At 62.0% G+C, this 16,301-nt stretch carries 21 protein-coding genes; 9 read left to right on the top strand and 12 right to left on the bottom strand.

Going from position 1 to position 16,301, the window contains the following annotated elements; genetic code table 11:
* Nucleotides 1–15 precede the first annotated feature (15 nt).
* Nucleotides 16–1,404 (top strand): ATP-binding protein, encoded by a 1,389-nt coding sequence (locus AB8B02_RS01595; protein ID WP_089261811.1) that lies wholly within the window; start codon nucleotides 16–18, stop codon nucleotides 1,402–1,404.
* Here AB8B02_RS01595 and proC read toward each other — a convergent pair whose 3' ends face one another.
* From proC to AB8B02_RS01610, 3 genes are all read right to left on the bottom strand, one after another.
* Nucleotides 1,405–2,238, bottom strand: coding sequence for a pyrroline-5-carboxylate reductase (gene proC, locus AB8B02_RS01600; protein WP_439062932.1), 834 nt, complete (start codon nucleotides 2,236–2,238; stop codon nucleotides 1,405–1,407).
* 69 nt (nucleotides 2,239–2,307) lie between these two features.
* Complete coding sequence (locus tag AB8B02_RS01605) at nucleotides 2,308–2,739, bottom strand: GNAT family N-acetyltransferase (protein ID WP_439062933.1); 432 nt, start codon at nucleotides 2,737–2,739, stop codon at nucleotides 2,308–2,310.
* Entirely contained in the window at nucleotides 2,736–3,236 is a 501-nt protein-coding gene (locus tag AB8B02_RS01610; protein ID WP_089261805.1) for a YbjN domain-containing protein, read from the bottom strand. The genes AB8B02_RS01605 and AB8B02_RS01610 overlap by 4 nt, the downstream gene beginning before the upstream one ends.
* A gap of 423 nt (nucleotides 3,237–3,659) precedes the next feature.
* Here AB8B02_RS01610 and AB8B02_RS01615 point away from each other — a divergent pair, with 423 nt between their 5' ends.
* A complete protein-coding gene (locus AB8B02_RS01615; protein WP_439062934.1) occupies nucleotides 3,660–4,172 on the top strand; it encodes a 6,7-dimethyl-8-ribityllumazine synthase in 513 nt (170 codons plus the stop codon).
* Nucleotides 4,173–4,183: 11 nt separating this feature from the next.
* On the opposite strand, the gene AB8B02_RS01620 is transcribed toward AB8B02_RS01615, so the two are convergent.
* From AB8B02_RS01620 to lgt, 5 genes are all read right to left on the bottom strand, one after another.
* Nucleotides 4,184–5,137: a ribose-phosphate pyrophosphokinase gene (locus tag AB8B02_RS01620; RefSeq protein WP_092141570.1), complete on the bottom strand. Its 954-nt coding sequence runs from the start codon at nucleotides 5,135–5,137 to the stop codon at nucleotides 4,184–4,186.
* Between the two features lie 166 nt (nucleotides 5,138–5,303).
* Nucleotides 5,304–5,912 (bottom strand): hypothetical protein, encoded by a 609-nt coding sequence (locus tag AB8B02_RS01625; RefSeq protein WP_092139012.1) that lies wholly within the window; start codon nucleotides 5,910–5,912, stop codon nucleotides 5,304–5,306.
* A 198-nt stretch (nucleotides 5,913–6,110) separates the two neighbouring features.
* Nucleotides 6,111–6,878, bottom strand: a complete 768-nt coding sequence (gene pgeF / locus AB8B02_RS01630) for a peptidoglycan editing factor PgeF (protein ID WP_439062935.1) — start codon at nucleotides 6,876–6,878, stop codon at nucleotides 6,111–6,113.
* Nucleotides 6,875–7,999 carry a class I SAM-dependent methyltransferase gene (locus tag AB8B02_RS01635; protein WP_439062936.1) on the bottom strand — a complete coding sequence of 375 codons (1,125 nt, stop codon included), beginning with the start codon at nucleotides 7,997–7,999 and terminating at the stop codon, nucleotides 6,875–6,877. Before AB8B02_RS01635 ends, pgeF begins: the two co-directional genes overlap by 4 nt.
* Before the next feature lies 1 nt (nucleotide 8,000).
* Nucleotides 8,001–8,852 (bottom strand): prolipoprotein diacylglyceryl transferase, encoded by an 852-nt coding sequence (gene lgt, locus AB8B02_RS01640; protein ID WP_439062937.1) that lies wholly within the window; start codon nucleotides 8,850–8,852, stop codon nucleotides 8,001–8,003.
* 176 nt (nucleotides 8,853–9,028) lie between these two features.
* Here lgt and AB8B02_RS01645 point away from each other — a divergent pair, with 176 nt between their 5' ends.
* The 4 genes from AB8B02_RS01645 to ychF all read left to right on the top strand — a co-directional run bounded on the left by AB8B02_RS01645 (nucleotide 9,029) and on the right by ychF (nucleotide 11,986).
* Nucleotides 9,029–9,280: an accessory factor UbiK family protein gene (locus tag AB8B02_RS01645; protein ID WP_089261793.1), complete on the top strand. Its 252-nt coding sequence runs from the start codon at nucleotides 9,029–9,031 to the stop codon at nucleotides 9,278–9,280.
* Nucleotides 9,281–9,523: 243 nt separating this feature from the next.
* Complete coding sequence (locus AB8B02_RS01650; RefSeq protein ID WP_068731165.1) at nucleotides 9,524–10,234, top strand: 50S ribosomal protein L25/general stress protein Ctc; 711 nt, start codon at nucleotides 9,524–9,526, stop codon at nucleotides 10,232–10,234.
* 21 nt (nucleotides 10,235–10,255) lie between these two features.
* Nucleotides 10,256–10,879, top strand: a complete 624-nt coding sequence (gene pth / locus AB8B02_RS01655) for an aminoacyl-tRNA hydrolase (protein ID WP_439062938.1) — start codon at nucleotides 10,256–10,258, stop codon at nucleotides 10,877–10,879.
* Nucleotides 10,880–10,888: 9 nt separating this feature from the next.
* Nucleotides 10,889–11,986, top strand: coding sequence for a redox-regulated ATPase YchF (gene ychF, locus AB8B02_RS01660; RefSeq protein ID WP_175367602.1), 1,098 nt, complete (start codon nucleotides 10,889–10,891; stop codon nucleotides 11,984–11,986).
* Between the two features lie 126 nt (nucleotides 11,987–12,112).
* Here ychF and AB8B02_RS01665 read toward each other — a convergent pair whose 3' ends face one another.
* Nucleotides 12,113–12,436 carry a DUF4282 domain-containing protein gene (locus tag AB8B02_RS01665; protein WP_068731168.1) on the bottom strand — a complete coding sequence of 108 codons (324 nt, stop codon included), beginning with the start codon at nucleotides 12,434–12,436 and terminating at the stop codon, nucleotides 12,113–12,115.
* Between the two features lie 178 nt (nucleotides 12,437–12,614).
* Here AB8B02_RS01665 and AB8B02_RS01670 point away from each other — a divergent pair, with 178 nt between their 5' ends.
* The 3 genes from AB8B02_RS01670 to AB8B02_RS01680 all read left to right on the top strand — a co-directional run bounded on the left by AB8B02_RS01670 (nucleotide 12,615) and on the right by AB8B02_RS01680 (nucleotide 13,834).
* Complete coding sequence (locus tag AB8B02_RS01670) at nucleotides 12,615–13,073, top strand: MaoC family dehydratase (RefSeq protein ID WP_309947255.1); 459 nt, start codon at nucleotides 12,615–12,617, stop codon at nucleotides 13,071–13,073.
* Nucleotides 13,074–13,082: 9 nt separating this feature from the next.
* On the top strand, nucleotides 13,083–13,565 hold the full coding sequence (locus AB8B02_RS01675; protein WP_439062344.1) for a MaoC family dehydratase: 483 nt from the start codon (nucleotides 13,083–13,085) through the stop codon (nucleotides 13,563–13,565).
* A gap of 125 nt (nucleotides 13,566–13,690) precedes the next feature.
* On the top strand, nucleotides 13,691–13,834 hold the full coding sequence (locus AB8B02_RS01680) for a hypothetical protein (RefSeq protein WP_170849743.1): 144 nt from the start codon (nucleotides 13,691–13,693) through the stop codon (nucleotides 13,832–13,834).
* 354 nt (nucleotides 13,835–14,188) lie between these two features.
* Here the strand turns inward: AB8B02_RS01680 and AB8B02_RS01685 are convergent, their stop codons facing one another.
* From AB8B02_RS01685 to AB8B02_RS01695, 3 genes are all read right to left on the bottom strand, one after another.
* Nucleotides 14,189–14,629, bottom strand: coding sequence for a hypothetical protein (locus tag AB8B02_RS01685; protein ID WP_089261783.1), 441 nt, complete (start codon nucleotides 14,627–14,629; stop codon nucleotides 14,189–14,191).
* Between the two features lie 171 nt (nucleotides 14,630–14,800).
* Nucleotides 14,801–15,697 (bottom strand): hypothetical protein, encoded by an 897-nt coding sequence (locus AB8B02_RS01690; RefSeq protein WP_439062939.1) that lies wholly within the window; start codon nucleotides 15,695–15,697, stop codon nucleotides 14,801–14,803.
* A 121-nt stretch (nucleotides 15,698–15,818) separates the two neighbouring features.
* Nucleotides 15,819–16,250 (bottom strand): nuclear transport factor 2 family protein, encoded by a 432-nt coding sequence (locus AB8B02_RS01695; protein ID WP_089261779.1) that lies wholly within the window; start codon nucleotides 16,248–16,250, stop codon nucleotides 15,819–15,821.
* Nucleotides 16,251–16,301 lie beyond the last annotated feature (51 nt).

Consider the following 16,301-nt stretch of genomic DNA (forward strand, 5'->3'; position numbering starts at 1 on the left):
GATGAAGTTTGCACGATGACCACACTCGACACCGGCATCACCATCCTCCGCTCTGCGGCGGGCCGCGTCTCTGCGGCGCACAGTCTGATGGGCCGGCGCTTCAAGAGTGTGATGCCCACGGGCCTCTATGCCCGCACGCTGCTGATCATGATCGTGCCGATGGTGCTGCTGCAGTCGGTGGTCGCCTTCGTGTTCATGGAGCGGCACTGGAACACGGTGACGCGGCGCCTGTCGCAGGCCGTGGTACAGGACATCGCAACGCTGATCGACGTCTACAAGGTCTATCCGCAGGATAAGGACCGCACGCAGATTAAAGCCATCGCGCAGCAGCGCCTTGGCCTCGTGGTGGATTTTCTGCCGCTCGGCGACATGCCGCCGCCCGGTCCGAAGCCGTTCTTCTCACTGCTTGATCAGGCGCTGTCCGTCCAGATCGGTCGGCAGATCACGCGGCCGTTCTGGATCGATACGGTCGGTCGCTCCAATCTCGTGGAAATCCGCATCCAGCTCGATGATGCCGTAATGCGCATCTTCGCCCAGCGCAGCGCAGCCTATGCATCGAATTCGGAAATCTTCCTGTTCTGGATGGTGGGGACGTCCTCGATCCTGCTGATCGTCGCGATCCTGTTCCTGCGTAACCAGATCCGCCCAATCCTCAAACTTGCTGACGCCGCCGAAAGTTTCGGCAAGGGCCGCGAAGCGCCGAATTTCCGGCCGCGCGGCGCACGCGAGGTCCGTCGTGCCGCCAATGCCTTCATCGAGATGAAGGCGCGTATCGAACGCGCAATGGAGCAGCGCACGGCCATGCTGGCCGGCGTCTCGCACGATCTGCGCACCATCCTGACGCGCTTCAAGCTCGAACTGGCGTTGATCGAGGACGGTCCGGAAGTCGATGGCATGCGCAAGGATATCGACGAGATGTCGGGCATGCTCGAGGCCTATCTCGCCTTTGCGCGCGGCGACAGCGGCGAGCAGGCCCAGCCGACGGACATGGCTGCGGCGCTGGAAGAATTGCGCAGCGATGCCGAGCGCAACGGCCATAAGGCGACGGTCACGTTCCACGGCCTGCCGATCGTCACGGTGAAGCCAGCCGCGTTCAAGCGTTGCCTCGGCAATCTCGTCTCCAACGCCGCGCGCCATGCCAATGACATCGCTATAACCGGCCATCGCGATCATCGCTATCTGACGGTGACTGTGGATGATGACGGCCCTGGCATCCCCGCCGACATGCGCGAGGAAGTGTTTAAACCGTTCCTGCGGCTCGACGATGCGCGCAATCAGGACGAAGGCGGCACAGGCCTCGGCCTCGCCATCGCCCGCGATATAGCGCGCTCCCATGGCGGCGATATCACGCTGGCCGAGAGTCCGATGGGCGGATTGAGGGCGGTGGTGCGGGTGCCCGTCTAGTTACTTCGCCAGTTCCTTAGACCGCGCCGTTGCCGCAGCAATCGCGCGAGTCAGCAGCGGCTCGAAACCATCATCGGCCATCAATACGGCGAGCGCGGCTGCAGTGGTGCCGCCGGGCGAGGTGACGTTCTTTCGCAGCGTCGCCGCGTCGAGATCGGACTGGCGGAGGAGCTCGCCCGAACCGGACACTGTCTCGCGAGCAAGCTTCATCGCGAGTTCGGGCGGCAAGCCCGCAGCAATGCCGGCGCGGGCCATTTCTTCCGCCAACAGAAACACATAAGCAGGCCCTGAGCCGGAGACGGCCGTCACAGCATCGATCAGGCTCTCGTCCTCGACCCATTCCACCGATCCGGTGGCGCGCAAGAGCGCGTCGGTCAGGCCGCGTTGCTCCGGCGATACGTCGCTCGCGGCAACCGCCACGGTGATACCGCGGCCGATGGCGGCCGGTGTATTCGGCATCGCGCGAACCACCTTGCCGCCGCAGGCCTTGGCGATGCCGGCGATGGTCGTGCCGGCCATGATTGAGACCACGAGGGACGATCCGGCAATGGCGCGCAGGGTCGGGCCGACCTCCGCGAACATCTGCGGCTTCACGGCAAGAACCAGCGCGGCGACAGCGCCGATGTCTTTCACATCTGGATTGAGGCGGACGCCCTTGGCCGCGAGCGCCTTGATCTCGTCGGAGACATACGGGTCGATCACGACGGCGCGCTTCGGATCGAGCCCGCCAGCGATCCAGCCCGTCAGCATCGCACCGCCCATCTTTCCGGCGCCGGCCAGCACGATGTGGCCGTCGATGGTGTTGAGCGCGCGTGAGGTCGTGGAGGAGGTCATCGCAAATCCCAGCTGTCAGAACGGCCGGGACCATAACATTGCGGGGCGGGCTGCACAGCCTGAACCCGTCTAGATGAGATTCTTTTTCAGGAAGTAGCGCGGGCCGCCGCGCGGATAGTCCGGGATTTCGCCGAACACCTCATAGCCCTGCTTCTCGTAGAAGCTGCGGGCCTGAAACCAGTAGGTATCGAGCCACAGACCGATGCAGCCGCGTTCCCGCGCGATCTCTTCGGCCTTGGCGAGAACTTTCGAGCCGATGTCGTGGCCGCGAAATTGTTCGGGCACGACGAACAGTTCGACGAAACACCAGTTGAACGCGGTCTTGCCCCAGATGCCGCCGATCGGCTCGCCGGTCGCAGGATCGTGGATCAAGATCGAGAGCGGCTGGTGATTGTTGGGGCCGACGGTCTTGGTATTGTAGGCCAGCAACGCATTTGCGACCACCAGCCGTTCGGCCTCGCCGGGCGCATCCGGCACGGTGATGACCGGCGCGTCGGTCATGCTTCGCCGGCAGTGTCGAACATCGCAGCAGACATCGCTTCGGCTGCGGTCTTGCCGGCCCACACCACGAATTGCAATGCCGGATAGTAGCGCTCGCAGGAATGGATCGCCGATACCAGCATCGCTTCGCACTGCGCGGTCGTTGCGGTGAGGCCATCGGGCAGCACCAGTGCCTGCCGGTACATCACCATGCCTGAGTGAGTCCAGATATCGAAATGACCGACCCACATCTGTTCGTTGATCGCCGCGATCAGGCGCTGCACTTCCGCGCGGCGAGCGGGTGGAATCTTCATGTCGAAGGCGCAAGCCAGATGCAGGGCCTCGATCTCGTTCATCCAGGTGAAGGAGAGCTGGTAATCGATCCAGTCACCTTTAGAAACAATTGTGACTTCGTCTTCGCCGGAGCGCTCGAAGGCCCAGTTATGATCGGCGGCAATATCCTCGACAACGGCGAGCGGGTTGAGCCGTGAATCGATAGTACCTTCGAGAAGTGACATGCCGTCGCGACCTTGCTCTTGAAATGTGATGATGCAAACAGCTGGCCGGTACGCGAAAATGTCGGAGCGTCGCTGCAGGCTGCAAGTTCTATTCGTCCAGACCTTGCGAGTTTGAAGTGATGTGATTTGCTGAATCTGCGCAACGGCACCACGAATCCATCCACAGACAAACCGGCCCTCATCCACAGGTCATCTCGCCGCAATGAGAACAAACCGGAATCGGATTCCCGGATTGCGAGTCTGTGCGGTGCGCCCTCGCGCGCCGCGAGTCCGGTTGGGGTGGTAACTATTGATTCCGCCGCGGGGCCCGAAAGCTTTCCCGGCCTCGCAGGAGTCCTGTTGGGCCCCCGATACAGCCTGTGGACGGCCTTGCTGGGCTGGTTCGGTTTCGGCATAGTTTGGCCGTAACGAAAGTATCAGGCCATGAACGACACCACCTCCGAGTCATCCGCAGTCCAGCATCCGCGCTTTGCCAAGCCGCAACGCGTCGCCTTCGTGCAGTCGTCCTGGCATCGCGACATCGTTGCACCGTGTTGGGAATCGTTTCTGAGCGAGATCGAGGCGCGTCATATCAGCCCCTCGCAGGTCGATCTGTTCGAAGTGCCCGGCTCGTTCGAGATCCCGCTGCATGTTCAGGTGCTGGCCAAGACGCGGCGTTATACGGCCATCGTCGCGGCCGGCCTCGTGATCGACAGCGGCACCCGCGGCTTCGTGGCTGACACTGTCATCCGTGCGCTGATGGATGTGCAGCTACGCACCGAGATTCCGGTGTTTTCGGCCGTGACGGCGCCAGAGGATTTTCACGAGACCGAAGAGCGCGCGGCATTCTTCCGCAAGCACTTTGCGGAGAGCGGCCTCAAGGTCGCAGCAGCCTGCGCCGAGACGCTGCTCAGTCTGGAGCGTCTGCGCGGGCAGGTGGCGGCTGGGATCGTGTAGAAGCGCGAGCCTTAGTCGAACAGGCTCGACACCGACTCTTCCGATGCGGTTCGGCCGATCGCTTCGGCGATCAGCGAGGCAACCGAGAGGACGCGGATGTTCGGCGACTTGCTCACGGCTTCCGTGGGCTGGATCGAGTCAGTGATCACCAATTCCTTGAGCCTGGAATTGGCGATGCGAGCCGCGGCGCCGCCGGACAGCACGCCATGGGTGAGATAGGCGGAGACGTCCTTGGCGCCGTATTTGAGCAGCGCATCGGCGGCGTTCACCAGCGTGCCGCCGGAGTCGACGATGTCGTCGATCAGGATGCAGGTGTAGCCGGCGACGTCGCCGATCACGTTCATCACTTCGGATTCACCGGGGCGTTCGCGGCGCTTGTCGACGATGGCGAGCGGCGCGTTGATGCGTTTGGCAAGACCGCGGGCACGGGCGACGCCGCCGACGTCTGGCGACACCACCATCACATTGGCGAGATCGAACTTCTCCTTGATGTCGCGCACCATCAGCGGCGCGGCATAGAGGTTGTCGGTCGGGATATCGAAGAAGCCCTGGATCTGGCCGGCATGCAGGTCGAGCGTCATGACGCGGTCGGCGCCGGCATGGGTGATCATGTTGGCGACCAGCTTGGCCGAGATCGGGGTGCGGCCACCGGCCTTGCGGTCCTGGCGAGCGTAGCCGAAATAGGGGATCACCGCGGTGATGCGGCGCGCGGAAGCGCGGCGCAGCGCATCGGTGATGATCAGCAATTCCATCAGATGGTCGTTGGTCGGAAACGACGTGGATTGAAGAATGAAGACGTCGGAGCCGCGGACGTTTTCCTGAATCTCGACGAAGATTTCCATGTCGGCGAAGCGCCGGACGCTGGCCTTGGTCAGCGGGATATTGAGCGCGGTTGCGATTTCCTGCGCGAGGACAGGATTGGAATTACCGGCGACCAGTTTGATCGAACCGTTCTTGGCCGACATCGACGCGTCTCCCCGCGGCTTGGTGGATACAACGTTCAGCATATCGGATTACCCACAAGAACTCGTCTAGCTGAGCGAGGTGATATCAAGGACGGCCGTCCGCTGGCAACCCGTGGGCCGCTGTTTTCCTGCGTAAAAACGGGCCTCTGCTTAACGTGAACTGAAGTCAGCGCGTCTCGGCAAATGCGGTGGCCTGCACGGGCAATTCATCGGTACTGGCGATGGCAGGTCCGTTGCCACTCGGCGCAGGCGGCTGCTCGCCGGGCGTGGTGCCGTTGATCATGCCATTGAGGCCGGTGAGCCCCGCTTGCGCGATCCGCCGCAAGACAAGGTCGTCGGCAGTAGCCCAGGCGTCGCGGCCGCCTTTGCCGGCCTGTTCCTCGCCGCTCAGGCGCAGAGCACGGTTCTGGTCGCGGTCATAGACATCCCACACCCAGGCGATCGAGGTCTGGCCGCCGCGAACCTGGGCCGAGAGGTAGCTTCGGACCCGAAAAGCCGCGCTGTCCTTGCGCGATACAACCGCAAGGTTGCGCAGGCGCGCTTCACTATCCAGAAGGTTGACCATGCGGTCGAAGACCTGCGGCGGCGGCCCGTCGATGGATTCGAACGCGATCGTCGGGCCGGAGGCGGTGGAAAGGCTGGCCTGCGCGTTCATCGCGCCGCCCGAATTGGGGACATTGGCGCAGCCGGCAAGCCCAAACGCTACGGTCAGCAACAGCGCAGCCTGGATCAGGCGCGGTCTGGCTCGATCGGTCGTAAGGGCAGAAAATCGCATAGGGCGTCCCGACTTCCGTCCGTTTGCCGCAAGCGGCGCCGGACAGGTCGAGCGATATCGTTAAAATGCGTTAAGGTCTAGGGCAGCGCGGCCACAGGTCTTTCCAGGGTGACCGAAACGGTCACCGCGCGCCGACAATTCGCGTTCAGTTTGAGGCAGTTCGGCCGCGTTAAGGATAACGGCGCGTCAACGCCCGAGTTACCGCTCAAGCACGATGGCGTGGATCTGGCGTCCGTAATCCGGCTCGTTCCGATGCACCGACCGGCGATAGCTGAACAGGTTGCTGTCGGGATAGGTGTCGATGCCGGTGTCATCGATAATGGCAATGCCGGCGCGCTCCAGCCGCATCCGAATGAAGCCGCCGAGATCGAACATGGCATGACCGGCGCGGGTTGAGGGAATGAAGAACCGCGCAAAACCGGCATCGGCCTGCGTGAAACGCTCGACGAATTCGGCCCCGACCTCATAGCTTGGCTGGCGGATCAGCGGACCAATCGCGACCACAATGTCGGAACGATCCGCGCCGAGTTTTTCCATCTCCGCGATGGTGGCCTCGAGCACGCCGGTGAGGGCGCCCTTCCAGCCGGCATGGGCGGCACCGATGACGCGGGCCTTGGGATCGGCAAACAGCACCGGTCCGCAATCGGCCGTCGTAACGCCGAGCGCCAGGCCCTCGACCTTCGTCACCATCGCATCGACGCGCGGCCGTGAATCGCCATTCCACGGTGCCGTGGCGACGGCGACATCGGGCGAATGGACCTGATAGGCGGTGAGGAAGTGCAGGGGGGCGACGCCCATCTCCGCCGCCATGCGCCTGCGGTTCTCCGCCACATGCGCGGGATCGTCGTTGGATCCGAGCCCGCCATTGAGGCCGGCATAGATGCCTTCGGAGACGCCGCCGTCGCGCGTGAAGAACGCGTGGCGCAGGCCGGGAATGGCTGACAGCAAAGGCGATGTGAAAGTCATGATGTCGGGGCCTCGATGCCGGTGTCGTCGCTCAGCGCCACCAGCGTGTCGATATTGGGATCGGAGATGCCGACCACCTTGAACATCGAGCCCATGCCGCCGCGGCCGCTGTCGATCAGGCGTTTCAGTGCGCCCGAGACGGTTTCGGAAACTTCCGGCGTGGCCTTGGCCATCAGGGTCAGCGCGCGCGTCTCGATGCCGAGGCGCTTGAGGAATTCGCCCTGCGTCACCGGCCCGTGCACGCGTGCGCCGACATCCTCCGCCGCGCGGCCGAGCGCCTGGAAATCAACATGCGCGGTGATATCGGCCATGCCGGGATTCTTCAGCGGATCAGCATAGCTATGCTGTGCGATAGCCTGCAGGGTGTCGCCGGCATCGCTGCGGACATGACCATAATCGATGATCAGAGCCGCGCCGCCTTCGTCGCGCACGCGGCTGGCAATCTTCATCATCTCGGTATCGGGGCGCCATTCGAACACCGCGCCGACAGGGGCTGCGCGCACCAGCGGCGGCAGCAGCACGTCGAAGCGCGGCAGCGGATCGGTTGACGCGCTGAACATCAGCTGGCCGTTGCTGTCGATATCCACCATGCGCTCGTGCCAGCCGCCTTCGCGCTTCACGGCCTGATGGATCGGCAGCACGTCGAAATATTCATTGGCGAGGATGATCGACGGGCCCGCGGGGACGGTTTCGATACTGTCATGCCAGGTGATGTTGCGGGTGCCGGACAGCGTCGCCTTCTGCTTCTCGCGCAGCACCGGATTGATTTCAACGAGATGCACGTTGAGCGCCTGATACAGCGGCGGCAGCACGCGCAGGGCACGGAGCGCGTCGGCCATCATGGTGCCGCGGCCGGGGCCAAGTTCGATCAGGTGCACAAAAGGCGGCGCGGCCATGGCCCGCCAGACCGAGGCCGACCAAAGGCCAAGCAGCTCACCGAACATCTGGCTGACTTCCGGCGACGTGGTGAAGTCGCCCTCGCGGCCGAGCGGATCGCGGGAAATGTAGTAGCCGTGTTGCGGATGGGTCAGGCACAGCTGCATGTAGCGCCACACCGGCATCGGTCCGGTGGACTTGATCAGGCGCTTGATTTCATCCTGCAGCGGCGATTGGTCGGTCACATCAGGCCTTCTTGCCCGGACTCAATTCGAGCGACGCCTGCGGCTTTCGCCAGGCGCGCACCATCAAAACGAGTCCCACAAATATCATCGGCACGGAGAGCAGCATGCCCATGGTGAGCCCACCCCACAGAAATCCGAGTTGCGGGTCCGGCTCGCGGAAGAATTCTCCCGTAATACGCGCCAGCGCATAAAAAAAGATGAAGGCGCCGAGGATCAGGCCAGGCCGCTTCAGCGCACCGGCCCGGATCATCAGGGCCAGAATCAGAAACAGTACGATGCCTTCGAGGCCGGCTTCATAGAGCTGGCTGGGATGGCGCGGTAGCGGCCCGCCATTGGGAAACACCATCGCCCAGGGCACGCTGGCGTCGGCGTGGCGGCCCCACAATTCACTGTTGATGAAATTGGCGAGGCGCCCGAGCAAGAGGCCGATCGGGCCGACCGCGCAGGTGATGTCGCCGAGCGACAGGACCGACAGGCCACGCTTCCAGCAGAACAGAAGCACGGCAAAGACGCAGCCCATGAAACCGCCATGGAACGACATGCCGCCCTTCCATAGCTCGAAGATCTCGGCGGGGTGGGCAATGAAGAAATCGAGATTGTAGAACAGCACATAGCCGGTGCGGCCGCCGACAATGATGCCGATGGTCACCCAGAGGATGAAGTCGTCGAAATCCAGCAGGGAGATCGGTGAGGGCCCGCCCCACAGTTTCGTGCTCTTGATCAGCGCGCGGGCATAGATCCAGCCGAGCACGATGCCGCCGATATAGGCCAGCGCGTACCAGCGAATGACGATGGGGCCGAGCGCGATGGCGACCGGATCGAAAACGGGGAAGGCGATGGTCAGGAATGGCATGTGGTGGGCTTACGGCTCCCGATGGCGCCAGTAAAGCATTGGCATGTGACGAATTAAGGGACTTCTGCAGTTGTGAACGCCAAAAGCAGGCGATACTTGAACTGCGCGGCCGGGATCGCCATTGTCGATCTACAACTTAATCCCGCGTGTTTGTTCATCCGACCGGAGTTCTTGCCATGACCCAGACCAACAATCGGTTCTTCGACGAGATCGGCCGCCTGATGAACGATGCCGCCGGCGCGGCCCAGGGCGTCAAGCGCGAGGTCGATACGGTTGTGCGCAACCAGGCTGAGAAGATCCTGCGCGACCTCGATATCGTGAAGCGTGAAGAGTTCGAGGCGGTCAAGGACATGGCCCGGCTCGCCCGCGAGGAGAACGAGGCGCTGAAGGCCCGGATCGCAGCGCTGGAAGCCAAGCTCGGCGGCTGAGCGGAAGCCCTGCCGGTGGCCTGCACGGCGCGCCGGACATCGGCTGCCTGTTCACAAATGGCTAAAATAGGCCCCTGGAAGGGCTCCGCAGACGAAGAAAAAGCCTGTCATTTCCTTGTCTTTTTGGCGTTTCGGCGGTAGAAGCCGCCCACGCCCGCAGCCCCCGCACCCCTGGAGGCTTGCTGCAGCGTGAAAACGGGCCGCATTGCGGCCTTTAACTTTTAGAAAACAAGGACTTAAACGATGGCGACCGTCAAGGAATTGAAGGCGACCTCACGTCCGGTCGGCGGCAAGGGGGCCGCACGGGCAGAGCGTCGCGCCGGCCGAGTGCCCGGAGTGATCTATGGTGACAACAAGCCCCCGGTGGCGATTTCGGTGAATGATGCCGAACTGCGTCAGCGCATTCTGGCAGGCCGGTTCCTCACCACGATTTACGACATCGAGCTCGAGGGCAAGAAGCACCGCGTGATTCCGCGCGACTTCCACCTCGACCCGGTCAAGGACTTCCCGCTCCACGTCGACTTCCTCCGCCTCGGCGAAGGCGCGACCATCCGCGTCAGCGTTCCGCTACACATCAAGGGCGCTGAAGGCGCTCCGGGCGTGAAGCGTGGCGGCACCATCAACATCGTGACCCACACGATCGAACTGGAAGCCGAAGCCGAGAGCATTCCGCAGTTCCTCGAAGTTGATGTCGGCCAGCTCGATATCGGCACGTCGCTGCACATCACCGACGTTGTTCTGCCGAAGGGCGTGAAGACGCTGGCGCGCGATGCCGACCTGACGCTGGTCACCATCGTGCCGCCGTCGGGCTACGGTGAAGAAGCTGCGACCCCTGCGGCTGCTGCTGCGGCTCCCGCGGCTGCTGGTGCCAAGGCTCCGGCTGCCGGCGCCAAGGCCCCCGCCGCTGGTGCAAAGGCTCCGGCCGCTGCCGCCGCTCCGGCGAAGAAGAAGTAACCCGGCGCGGAGCTCCGCGTCATGCTTCTCTTTGTTGGACTCGGAAACCCTGGTGCCAAATACCAGGGCAACCGGCACAATATCGGGTTCATGGTTCTCGATGATATCGCGCGGCGCCACGGTTTTGGACCGTGGCGCCGTCGCTTTCAGGGCGAGACCTCGGAAGGCACGCTGTCTGGTGAGCGCGTCATCCTGCTGAAGCCCATGACCTTCATGAACGAGTCCGGCCGCTCGGTGCAGGAAGCGTCCGCCTATTTGAAGATTTCACTCGGCGACATCGCCGCGTTTCACGACGAGCTCGAACTGCCATTCGCCAAGGTGCGCGTGAAGGTCGGCGGCGGCATTGCCGGACATAACGGTCTACGCTCGATCTCCGCGCATATAGGCAACGACTATCGGCGCGTTCGCCTCGGCATCGGACATCCCGGTGCCAAGGAGCTGGTGCATAATCACGTGCTGAGCGATTTCGCCAAGGCCGAACGGCCTCAGCTCGAAGCGTTCAACGATGCGGTGTCGGACCATGTCGGCCTGCTGGTCGGTGGTCAGGACTCGTCGTTTCAGAACAAGGTGCATCTGACGATGCAGGCCAAGGGTTTCACGTCGAAGGACGACAACGGCTCCGCTGAGAAGCCGTCGAAGAATTAGGACAGGGTCATGGGCTTCAAATGCGGGATCGTTGGACTGCCAAATGTCGGCAAATCGACGCTGTTCAATGCGCTGACGGAAACCGCGGCTGCGCAGGCTGCGAACTATCCGTTCTGCACCATCGAGCCGAATGTCGGTGAAGTTGCGGTGCCGGACAAGCGCCTCGACAAATTGTCCGAGATCGGCAAGTCGCAGCAGATCATTCCGACGCGCCTGACCTTCGTGGACATTGCGGGTCTGGTGAAAGGCGCGTCGAAGGGCGAAGGCCTTGGCAACCAGTTCCTCGCCACGATCCGCGAAGTCGATGCCGTCGCCCATGTGGTGCGTTGCTTCATCGATGACGACATCACCCATGTCGAAGGCAAAATCGATCCGCTCGCCGACATCGAGATCATCGAGACCGAGCTGATGCTCGCCGATCTGGATTCCTGCGAGAAGCGCATCGACAACCTGACCAAGAAGGCCAAGGGCAACGACAAGGACGCCAAGGAACAGCTCGATCTGGTCCAGCGCGCTTTGGTGCTGCTGCGCGACGGCAAGCCGACACGTTTTCTCGAGCGCAAGCCCGAGGAAGAGCGCGCGTTCGGCATGCTCGGCTTGCTGACCTCCAAGCCTGTTCTCTATGTCTGCAACGTCGAGGAAGGCGCGGCGGGCGAAGGCAACGAATACTCGAAGCGGGTTGCTGAACATGCTGCGAAGGAGGGCGCTGTTGCGGTCGCCATCTCCGCCAAGATCGAATCCGAGATCGCGACGCTGTCACGTGCCGAACGCGTGGAATTCCTCGATACGCTCGGGCTTGAAGAAGCGGGCCTCGATCGGCTGATCCGTGCAGGCTATTCGCTGCTGCACCTCATCACCTACTTCACCGTCGGCCCCAAGGAAGCTCGTGCCTGGACCATCACCCAGGGCACCAAGGCACCGCAAGCTGCAGCCGTGATCCACACGGATTTCGAGAAGGGCTTCATCCGCGCGGAAACGATCGGCTATGAAGACTATGTCAGGCTCGGCGGCGAAGCCGGGGCGCGCGATGGCGGCAAGCTGCGGCTGGAAGGCAAGGAATATGTCGTCGCTGATGGCGACGTGCTGCATTTCCGGTTCAACACGTAAGATATTCTCAGTCCTCTCCCCGTCATTGCGAGGAGCGAAGCGACGCGGCAGTCCAGGAGCCACAAGCGAAGACTGGATTGCTTCGTCGCAAGGGCTCCTCGCAATGACGGCGGAGAGAATTAACGCTCAGTACTGCTGGCCGTGGCCGTGATCCTGCCCGAGGTTTTGCCCCTGATCCCGTAGCGCGCCGAGGTGTTCGTTGATGCGGAACACGATCAGAACGAACTCAGCCGCAATACGTGCGAAGATGATGCCGACGATCACGCTGGCGAGGCTGGACATCACGAGGACGAAACCGCCGAACGGGCTGATGGCCATTGCGGCGAGACCCGAAAAAATCCCGGAAATGCCGAACAGAATGATCAGTGCGATCACCAGCCAATAGAACGTCTTGATGATGGTGGGCGTAATGAAACGGTCCCACTGAAACAGATCGCGAAATTCGAACATCGGTGAAATCCCCCGCCATGTAGATGAGTGACAAATTCAATTGCATTGAGAAACGGCTTCAAATATCCCGGCCCGACCACATTGACGGGCAGGATCGCGGGAAAGCCATGCAAGCGACCGGGTTGAGATTGCTGCAAATAACGGCCACAATCAGGCTTCCTCGACGGCATTCCCCATTATGACCCTGACATTTGAAGATTTTAAGCCCGGCCACTTCGGGACCTTCGGGCCGCGCCATATTACGCGCGACGAGATTATCGCCTATGCCCAAGAATACGATCCGCAGCCGATGCATCTCGATGAAGTTGCCGCAAGCGCATCGATGCTCAAAGGACTTTCCGGCTCCGGCTGGCACATGTGCTCGCTGATGATGCGGATGATCTATGACGGATTTCTGCACAAGACCGCATCGATGGGCTCGCCGGGCGTGGATCAGATGCGATGGCTCGCGCCGTTTCGCCCCGGCGACGATCTGACGCTGGATGTCGAAGTGATCGAGGCGCGCGCATCTCAAAGCCGGCCGACCTTGGGTATCGTCAAATTCAAGTTCAGCACACGCAACGCCAAGGGACAGACGATTTCCGAGATGATCACCCCGATCATGATCGGGCGGCGCGAACCCACGTCCGGGAACTAGGGTCACAGCATGCGCTATCTGGAAGACATCCAAATCGGTATGCGCCGTGAGCTCGGTTCGTTCACGTTCACGGCGGAGTCGATCAAGGCGTTTGCCAGGCAATTCGATCCGCAACCGTTCCATCTCGATGAAGAGGCCGGCCGCAAATCGCTATTCGGTGGTCTCGCTGCGTCGGGCTGGCACGTGGCGTCGGTGTGCATGAAGTTGCTGGTCGCCGATGGCCAGCGCGCAAAGGCGGAGGCAGAGGCGCGTGGCGAAGAGCCTCCAGTCGGCGGCCCATCTCCCGGTTTTCGTGATTTGCGCTGGACCCGGCCTGTTCTCGCCGGCGATACCCTGACCTATAGCAGCGAGGTCGTGTCCGTGCGCGCGACCGCGACGCGTCCGGGTTGGGGGATCTTGCAGTCGAGGAACGTTGCCGTTAATCAGCGCGGCGAGGAGGTCTACAGCTTCCTTGGTTCGGTCTTCCTGCCGCAACGGGGCGACGCGGCTTAACCATTTCAAACTTTATCGATGGAACCCTAGCTCTGTTAAGGGGTTCTGAACCTTGTGAGCGTGATCTGCGACTCACGGGTATGACGACCGAGACGACACTTCGTAGGACGATTTTGGGGACGACAATGGCTGACCGCACCGGATTAAAATTTGTGGGCTTCATCTTCGCGAGCGTGACGCTTGCGGTGATGCTGGCCACGTGCATGGTGGTCAAGGGTTATGCCGATGGCGCCTATACGCTCGAGAGCAGCGCGGTCGTCAGCGAGTAATTTTACGAGTTGCTAACCAGACCCGCGCCGAACTGCGCGGGTTTTTTCGTGAGTAGGGTCGATGATGGCGACCTCAGCGACTCCAGGCCCAGGCGAGCAATGCCACGGCCACCAACAGCAATCCGACAAAACGTAAGATAATGGTCCCCATCCTGGGCGCGTTGCTGCGCGCCGGAATGGGATCGGTGTTGTTCGGCCGAATGGTCTCCACGGATCGATTCCCCCAAAAGCAGTTCGCAGGTGCTGCGTAACCGTTGGTCGGGAACAAAACGAATAAAGTTCAATTGAACGGGCTCATGAAAAAGCCGCCGCCCTTTCGGGCGGCGGCTTCTGATTCGGGTGGTCTAGTGCCGATCAGTCGTGACGCAGGCCGTCAGCGGTGCGCTTCCACTGCGCAACGTTGTCGGCGATCAGCCGGGTCGACTTCATCGCGGCCTGGCTGAGCTGGGCATAGCCGGAGATCTCGCGCTGAACGCGCTGGCCTTCGGCGTGGAGCAGGTCGCGCAGGCTCTCGAGTTCGGAAACCAGCTTCTCGATCTCGCCGAGCGAGGTGCCGGCAACGCGCTGGATCAGCGAATTGACGCTGTTGACGGTCGCTTCGGTGGTCGCTTCCAGCGGCGCTTCGGTGCCGGTGGTGGTTTCACTGCTGTTGTTCACCATGCCAGGCACCGGACGACGGAGGTAAGCGATATCGTTGCGCACGAAGTCGCGGATACCCGCTTCGACTTCAGACACAGCGGCGAGGTTGCTGTCGTCATCTTTGGCTTCTGTCTGTTCTGAACGAATGGCACTCATCAGCTCTTCCTTGTTTGTGTGAAGTGAACTTCACAATGAGCGAGCGCGGTCCCCCGCATGACAAATTTACGTGTACATCTGCGCAGTGGATTTTGACGAGATCGCGGCGAATATGCGGCAGGGCGCCGATCTTTGCCGGCAATCGTCTGGCAAAGTGTATTAAAACTTAATTCACCAACTATGCTTGAAGCCGGCCGAGAAAGTCTTGTTCGTCACGCCCTGAACGGTCTCGCTGATCGATCCGGAGACGTTGACGCCGCCAAACAGCTTCTGCTCCGCACCGAACTTGCGCAGCCATTTGTCATCGGTGGTGGCGAGCGATTGTCCGGCGATGAAGCTGGTGCCGGTATCAGTGATGTTGAAACGCGCGAGCTGGTCGGTCTCATAGCTTCGCGTGGGGCGACCGTTGTAACCAATGGCCGGAATGCTGCCTTGCTGGATCACGTTGTAGCCGCTCTGCAGTGTCAGCGAATACTGATCGCCGGCAATGGGTACCGACTTGCTGAGCGAAGTGCCCAGTTTGGTTTGATCCGCACCCGGATCGACACGTGCTTCGATCGCCGTCTTGTCCCAGATTGAGCCCACGCCGGGAGCAGTTGCTGCCGCCCAAGCGGCGCCGCCCGATTGGGCCTGCGCCGTGCCGTCGCCGAACTGATTGCGGTAGGCATCGGCTGCGCTGCGCGGCGCGTTTTGCCGCGCGACATTGATGTCGGCGCCGACGCGGGTATCCCAGAACGGCGTAACCGACTGCTTGACCGAGAGTGCGGACGCGCCGTTGCTCTCATTGTTGGTCCAGCTGGACGACGGGCTGCCGACGATCAGCGACGAGCGCTTCTCGCGGAGCGATGCCTTCGCCGTCGGCGAATCGTCGGTATTCAAGAGGCTCCAGTCGGGTTCCGGGGCGTCGGCAGGAGGAGTGGCTGCCGTGTCGACCTGCTCTATTTCACCGGGAGGCGGCGCAACATCGACGAGACCGCGCCACGGATTCTGCGCGTGAACCGGAAAGGCAAACGCGGTTCCGCCGAGTGCTGCGACAAGCGCCCAATATGTCGGTGTGACTGAAGCCATCGTGCCACTGCCCAGCAAGATCGCGGATCGATTGGCACATAATACCATCAGGCCCGGCGGAATTGTGGCGTTGCAACATTTCGCTGGGGATGAACGTGGCGATTGGCAATCGCCGTGCTGCTCAGGCGATCTTCGGCAGATGGATAGGCCGGCCCAATGCCTGTTCGACCAAGTCGAACGTATCCACGACCACGCGCATGCTGGTCAGACGCCCGGCCTTGAACTGCGCGAATTGCGCCAGCCGCAGGCTGATGGGGCGGTTCGAATCCAGCGCGGTCAGCGAGAAGCGCATCATTGCAGAGCCAGACTCATCACCAAGGATCATCGACTCGCGCTCGAAACGATGCACCCGCACATTGTCGGCGATCTGCTTGCAGACATCGAGGACGGCGGCTTTGCCGTGGCGCGCACCGAGAAACGGAAACATGTCGATCGGGCCGTAGACCGCCCATTCGATATTGTCGTCGATGATGTCAGCGAGTTGGTCGAGCTGGCGTTCGTTGATGGCGCGATGCAACGCGCGCGAGAAACGCCAGAGGCTGTGCTCTGTCATTGGGATAGTCCTGAAAATGGTTGAAACACTTGCGCGCCGGGGCAACGTAGC

This window comes from Tardiphaga sp. 862_B3_N4_1, from assembly GCF_051811085.1.
GTDB lineage: Bacteria > Pseudomonadota > Alphaproteobacteria > Rhizobiales > Xanthobacteraceae > Tardiphaga > Tardiphaga robiniae.

Coding starts and splice junctions, on each gene's coding strand:
- AB8B02_RS01605 (WP_439062933.1), bottom strand. CDS start 2,739: ATGACCGACGCGCCGGTCATCACCGTGCCGGATGCGCCCGGCGAGGCC.
- pgeF (WP_439062935.1), bottom strand. CDS start 6,878: ATGACTTTCACATCGCCTTTGCTGTCAGCCATTCCCGGCCTGCGCCAC.
- pth (WP_439062938.1), top strand. CDS start 10,256: ATGCTTCTCTTTGTTGGACTCGGAAACCCTGGTGCCAAATACCAGGGC.
- AB8B02_RS01595 (WP_089261811.1), top strand. CDS start 16: ATGACCACACTCGACACCGGCATCACCATCCTCCGCTCTGCGGCGGGC.
- AB8B02_RS01665 (WP_068731168.1), bottom strand. CDS start 12,436: ATGTTCGAATTTCGCGATCTGTTTCAGTGGGACCGTTTCATTACGCCC.
- proC (WP_439062932.1), bottom strand. CDS start 2,238: ATGACCTCCTCCACGACCTCACGCGCGCTCAACACCATCGACGGCCAC.
- AB8B02_RS01645 (WP_089261793.1), top strand. CDS start 9,029: ATGACCCAGACCAACAATCGGTTCTTCGACGAGATCGGCCGCCTGATG.
- ychF (WP_175367602.1), top strand. CDS start 10,889: ATGGGCTTCAAATGCGGGATCGTTGGACTGCCAAATGTCGGCAAATCG.
- AB8B02_RS01695 (WP_089261779.1), bottom strand. CDS start 16,250: ATGACAGAGCACAGCCTCTGGCGTTTCTCGCGCGCGTTGCATCGCGCC.
- AB8B02_RS01615 (WP_439062934.1), top strand. CDS start 3,660: ATGAACGACACCACCTCCGAGTCATCCGCAGTCCAGCATCCGCGCTTT.
- AB8B02_RS01670 (WP_309947255.1), top strand. CDS start 12,615: ATGACCCTGACATTTGAAGATTTTAAGCCCGGCCACTTCGGGACCTTC.
- lgt (WP_439062937.1), bottom strand. CDS start 8,852: ATGCCATTCCTGACCATCGCCTTCCCCGTTTTCGATCCGGTCGCCATC.
- AB8B02_RS01610 (WP_089261805.1), bottom strand. CDS start 3,236: ATGTCACTTCTCGAAGGTACTATCGATTCACGGCTCAACCCGCTCGCC.
- AB8B02_RS01685 (WP_089261783.1), bottom strand. CDS start 14,629: ATGAGTGCCATTCGTTCAGAACAGACAGAAGCCAAAGATGACGACAGC.
- AB8B02_RS01675 (WP_439062344.1), top strand. CDS start 13,083: ATGCGCTATCTGGAAGACATCCAAATCGGTATGCGCCGTGAGCTCGGT.
- AB8B02_RS01650 (WP_068731165.1), top strand. CDS start 9,524: ATGGCGACCGTCAAGGAATTGAAGGCGACCTCACGTCCGGTCGGCGGC.
- AB8B02_RS01680 (WP_170849743.1), top strand. CDS start 13,691: ATGGCTGACCGCACCGGATTAAAATTTGTGGGCTTCATCTTCGCGAGC.
- AB8B02_RS01690 (WP_439062939.1), bottom strand. CDS start 15,697: ATGGCTTCAGTCACACCGACATATTGGGCGCTTGTCGCAGCACTCGGC.
- AB8B02_RS01625 (WP_092139012.1), bottom strand. CDS start 5,912: ATGCGATTTTCTGCCCTTACGACCGATCGAGCCAGACCGCGCCTGATC.
- AB8B02_RS01620 (WP_092141570.1), bottom strand. CDS start 5,137: ATGTCGGCCAAGAACGGTTCGATCAAACTGGTCGCCGGTAATTCCAAT.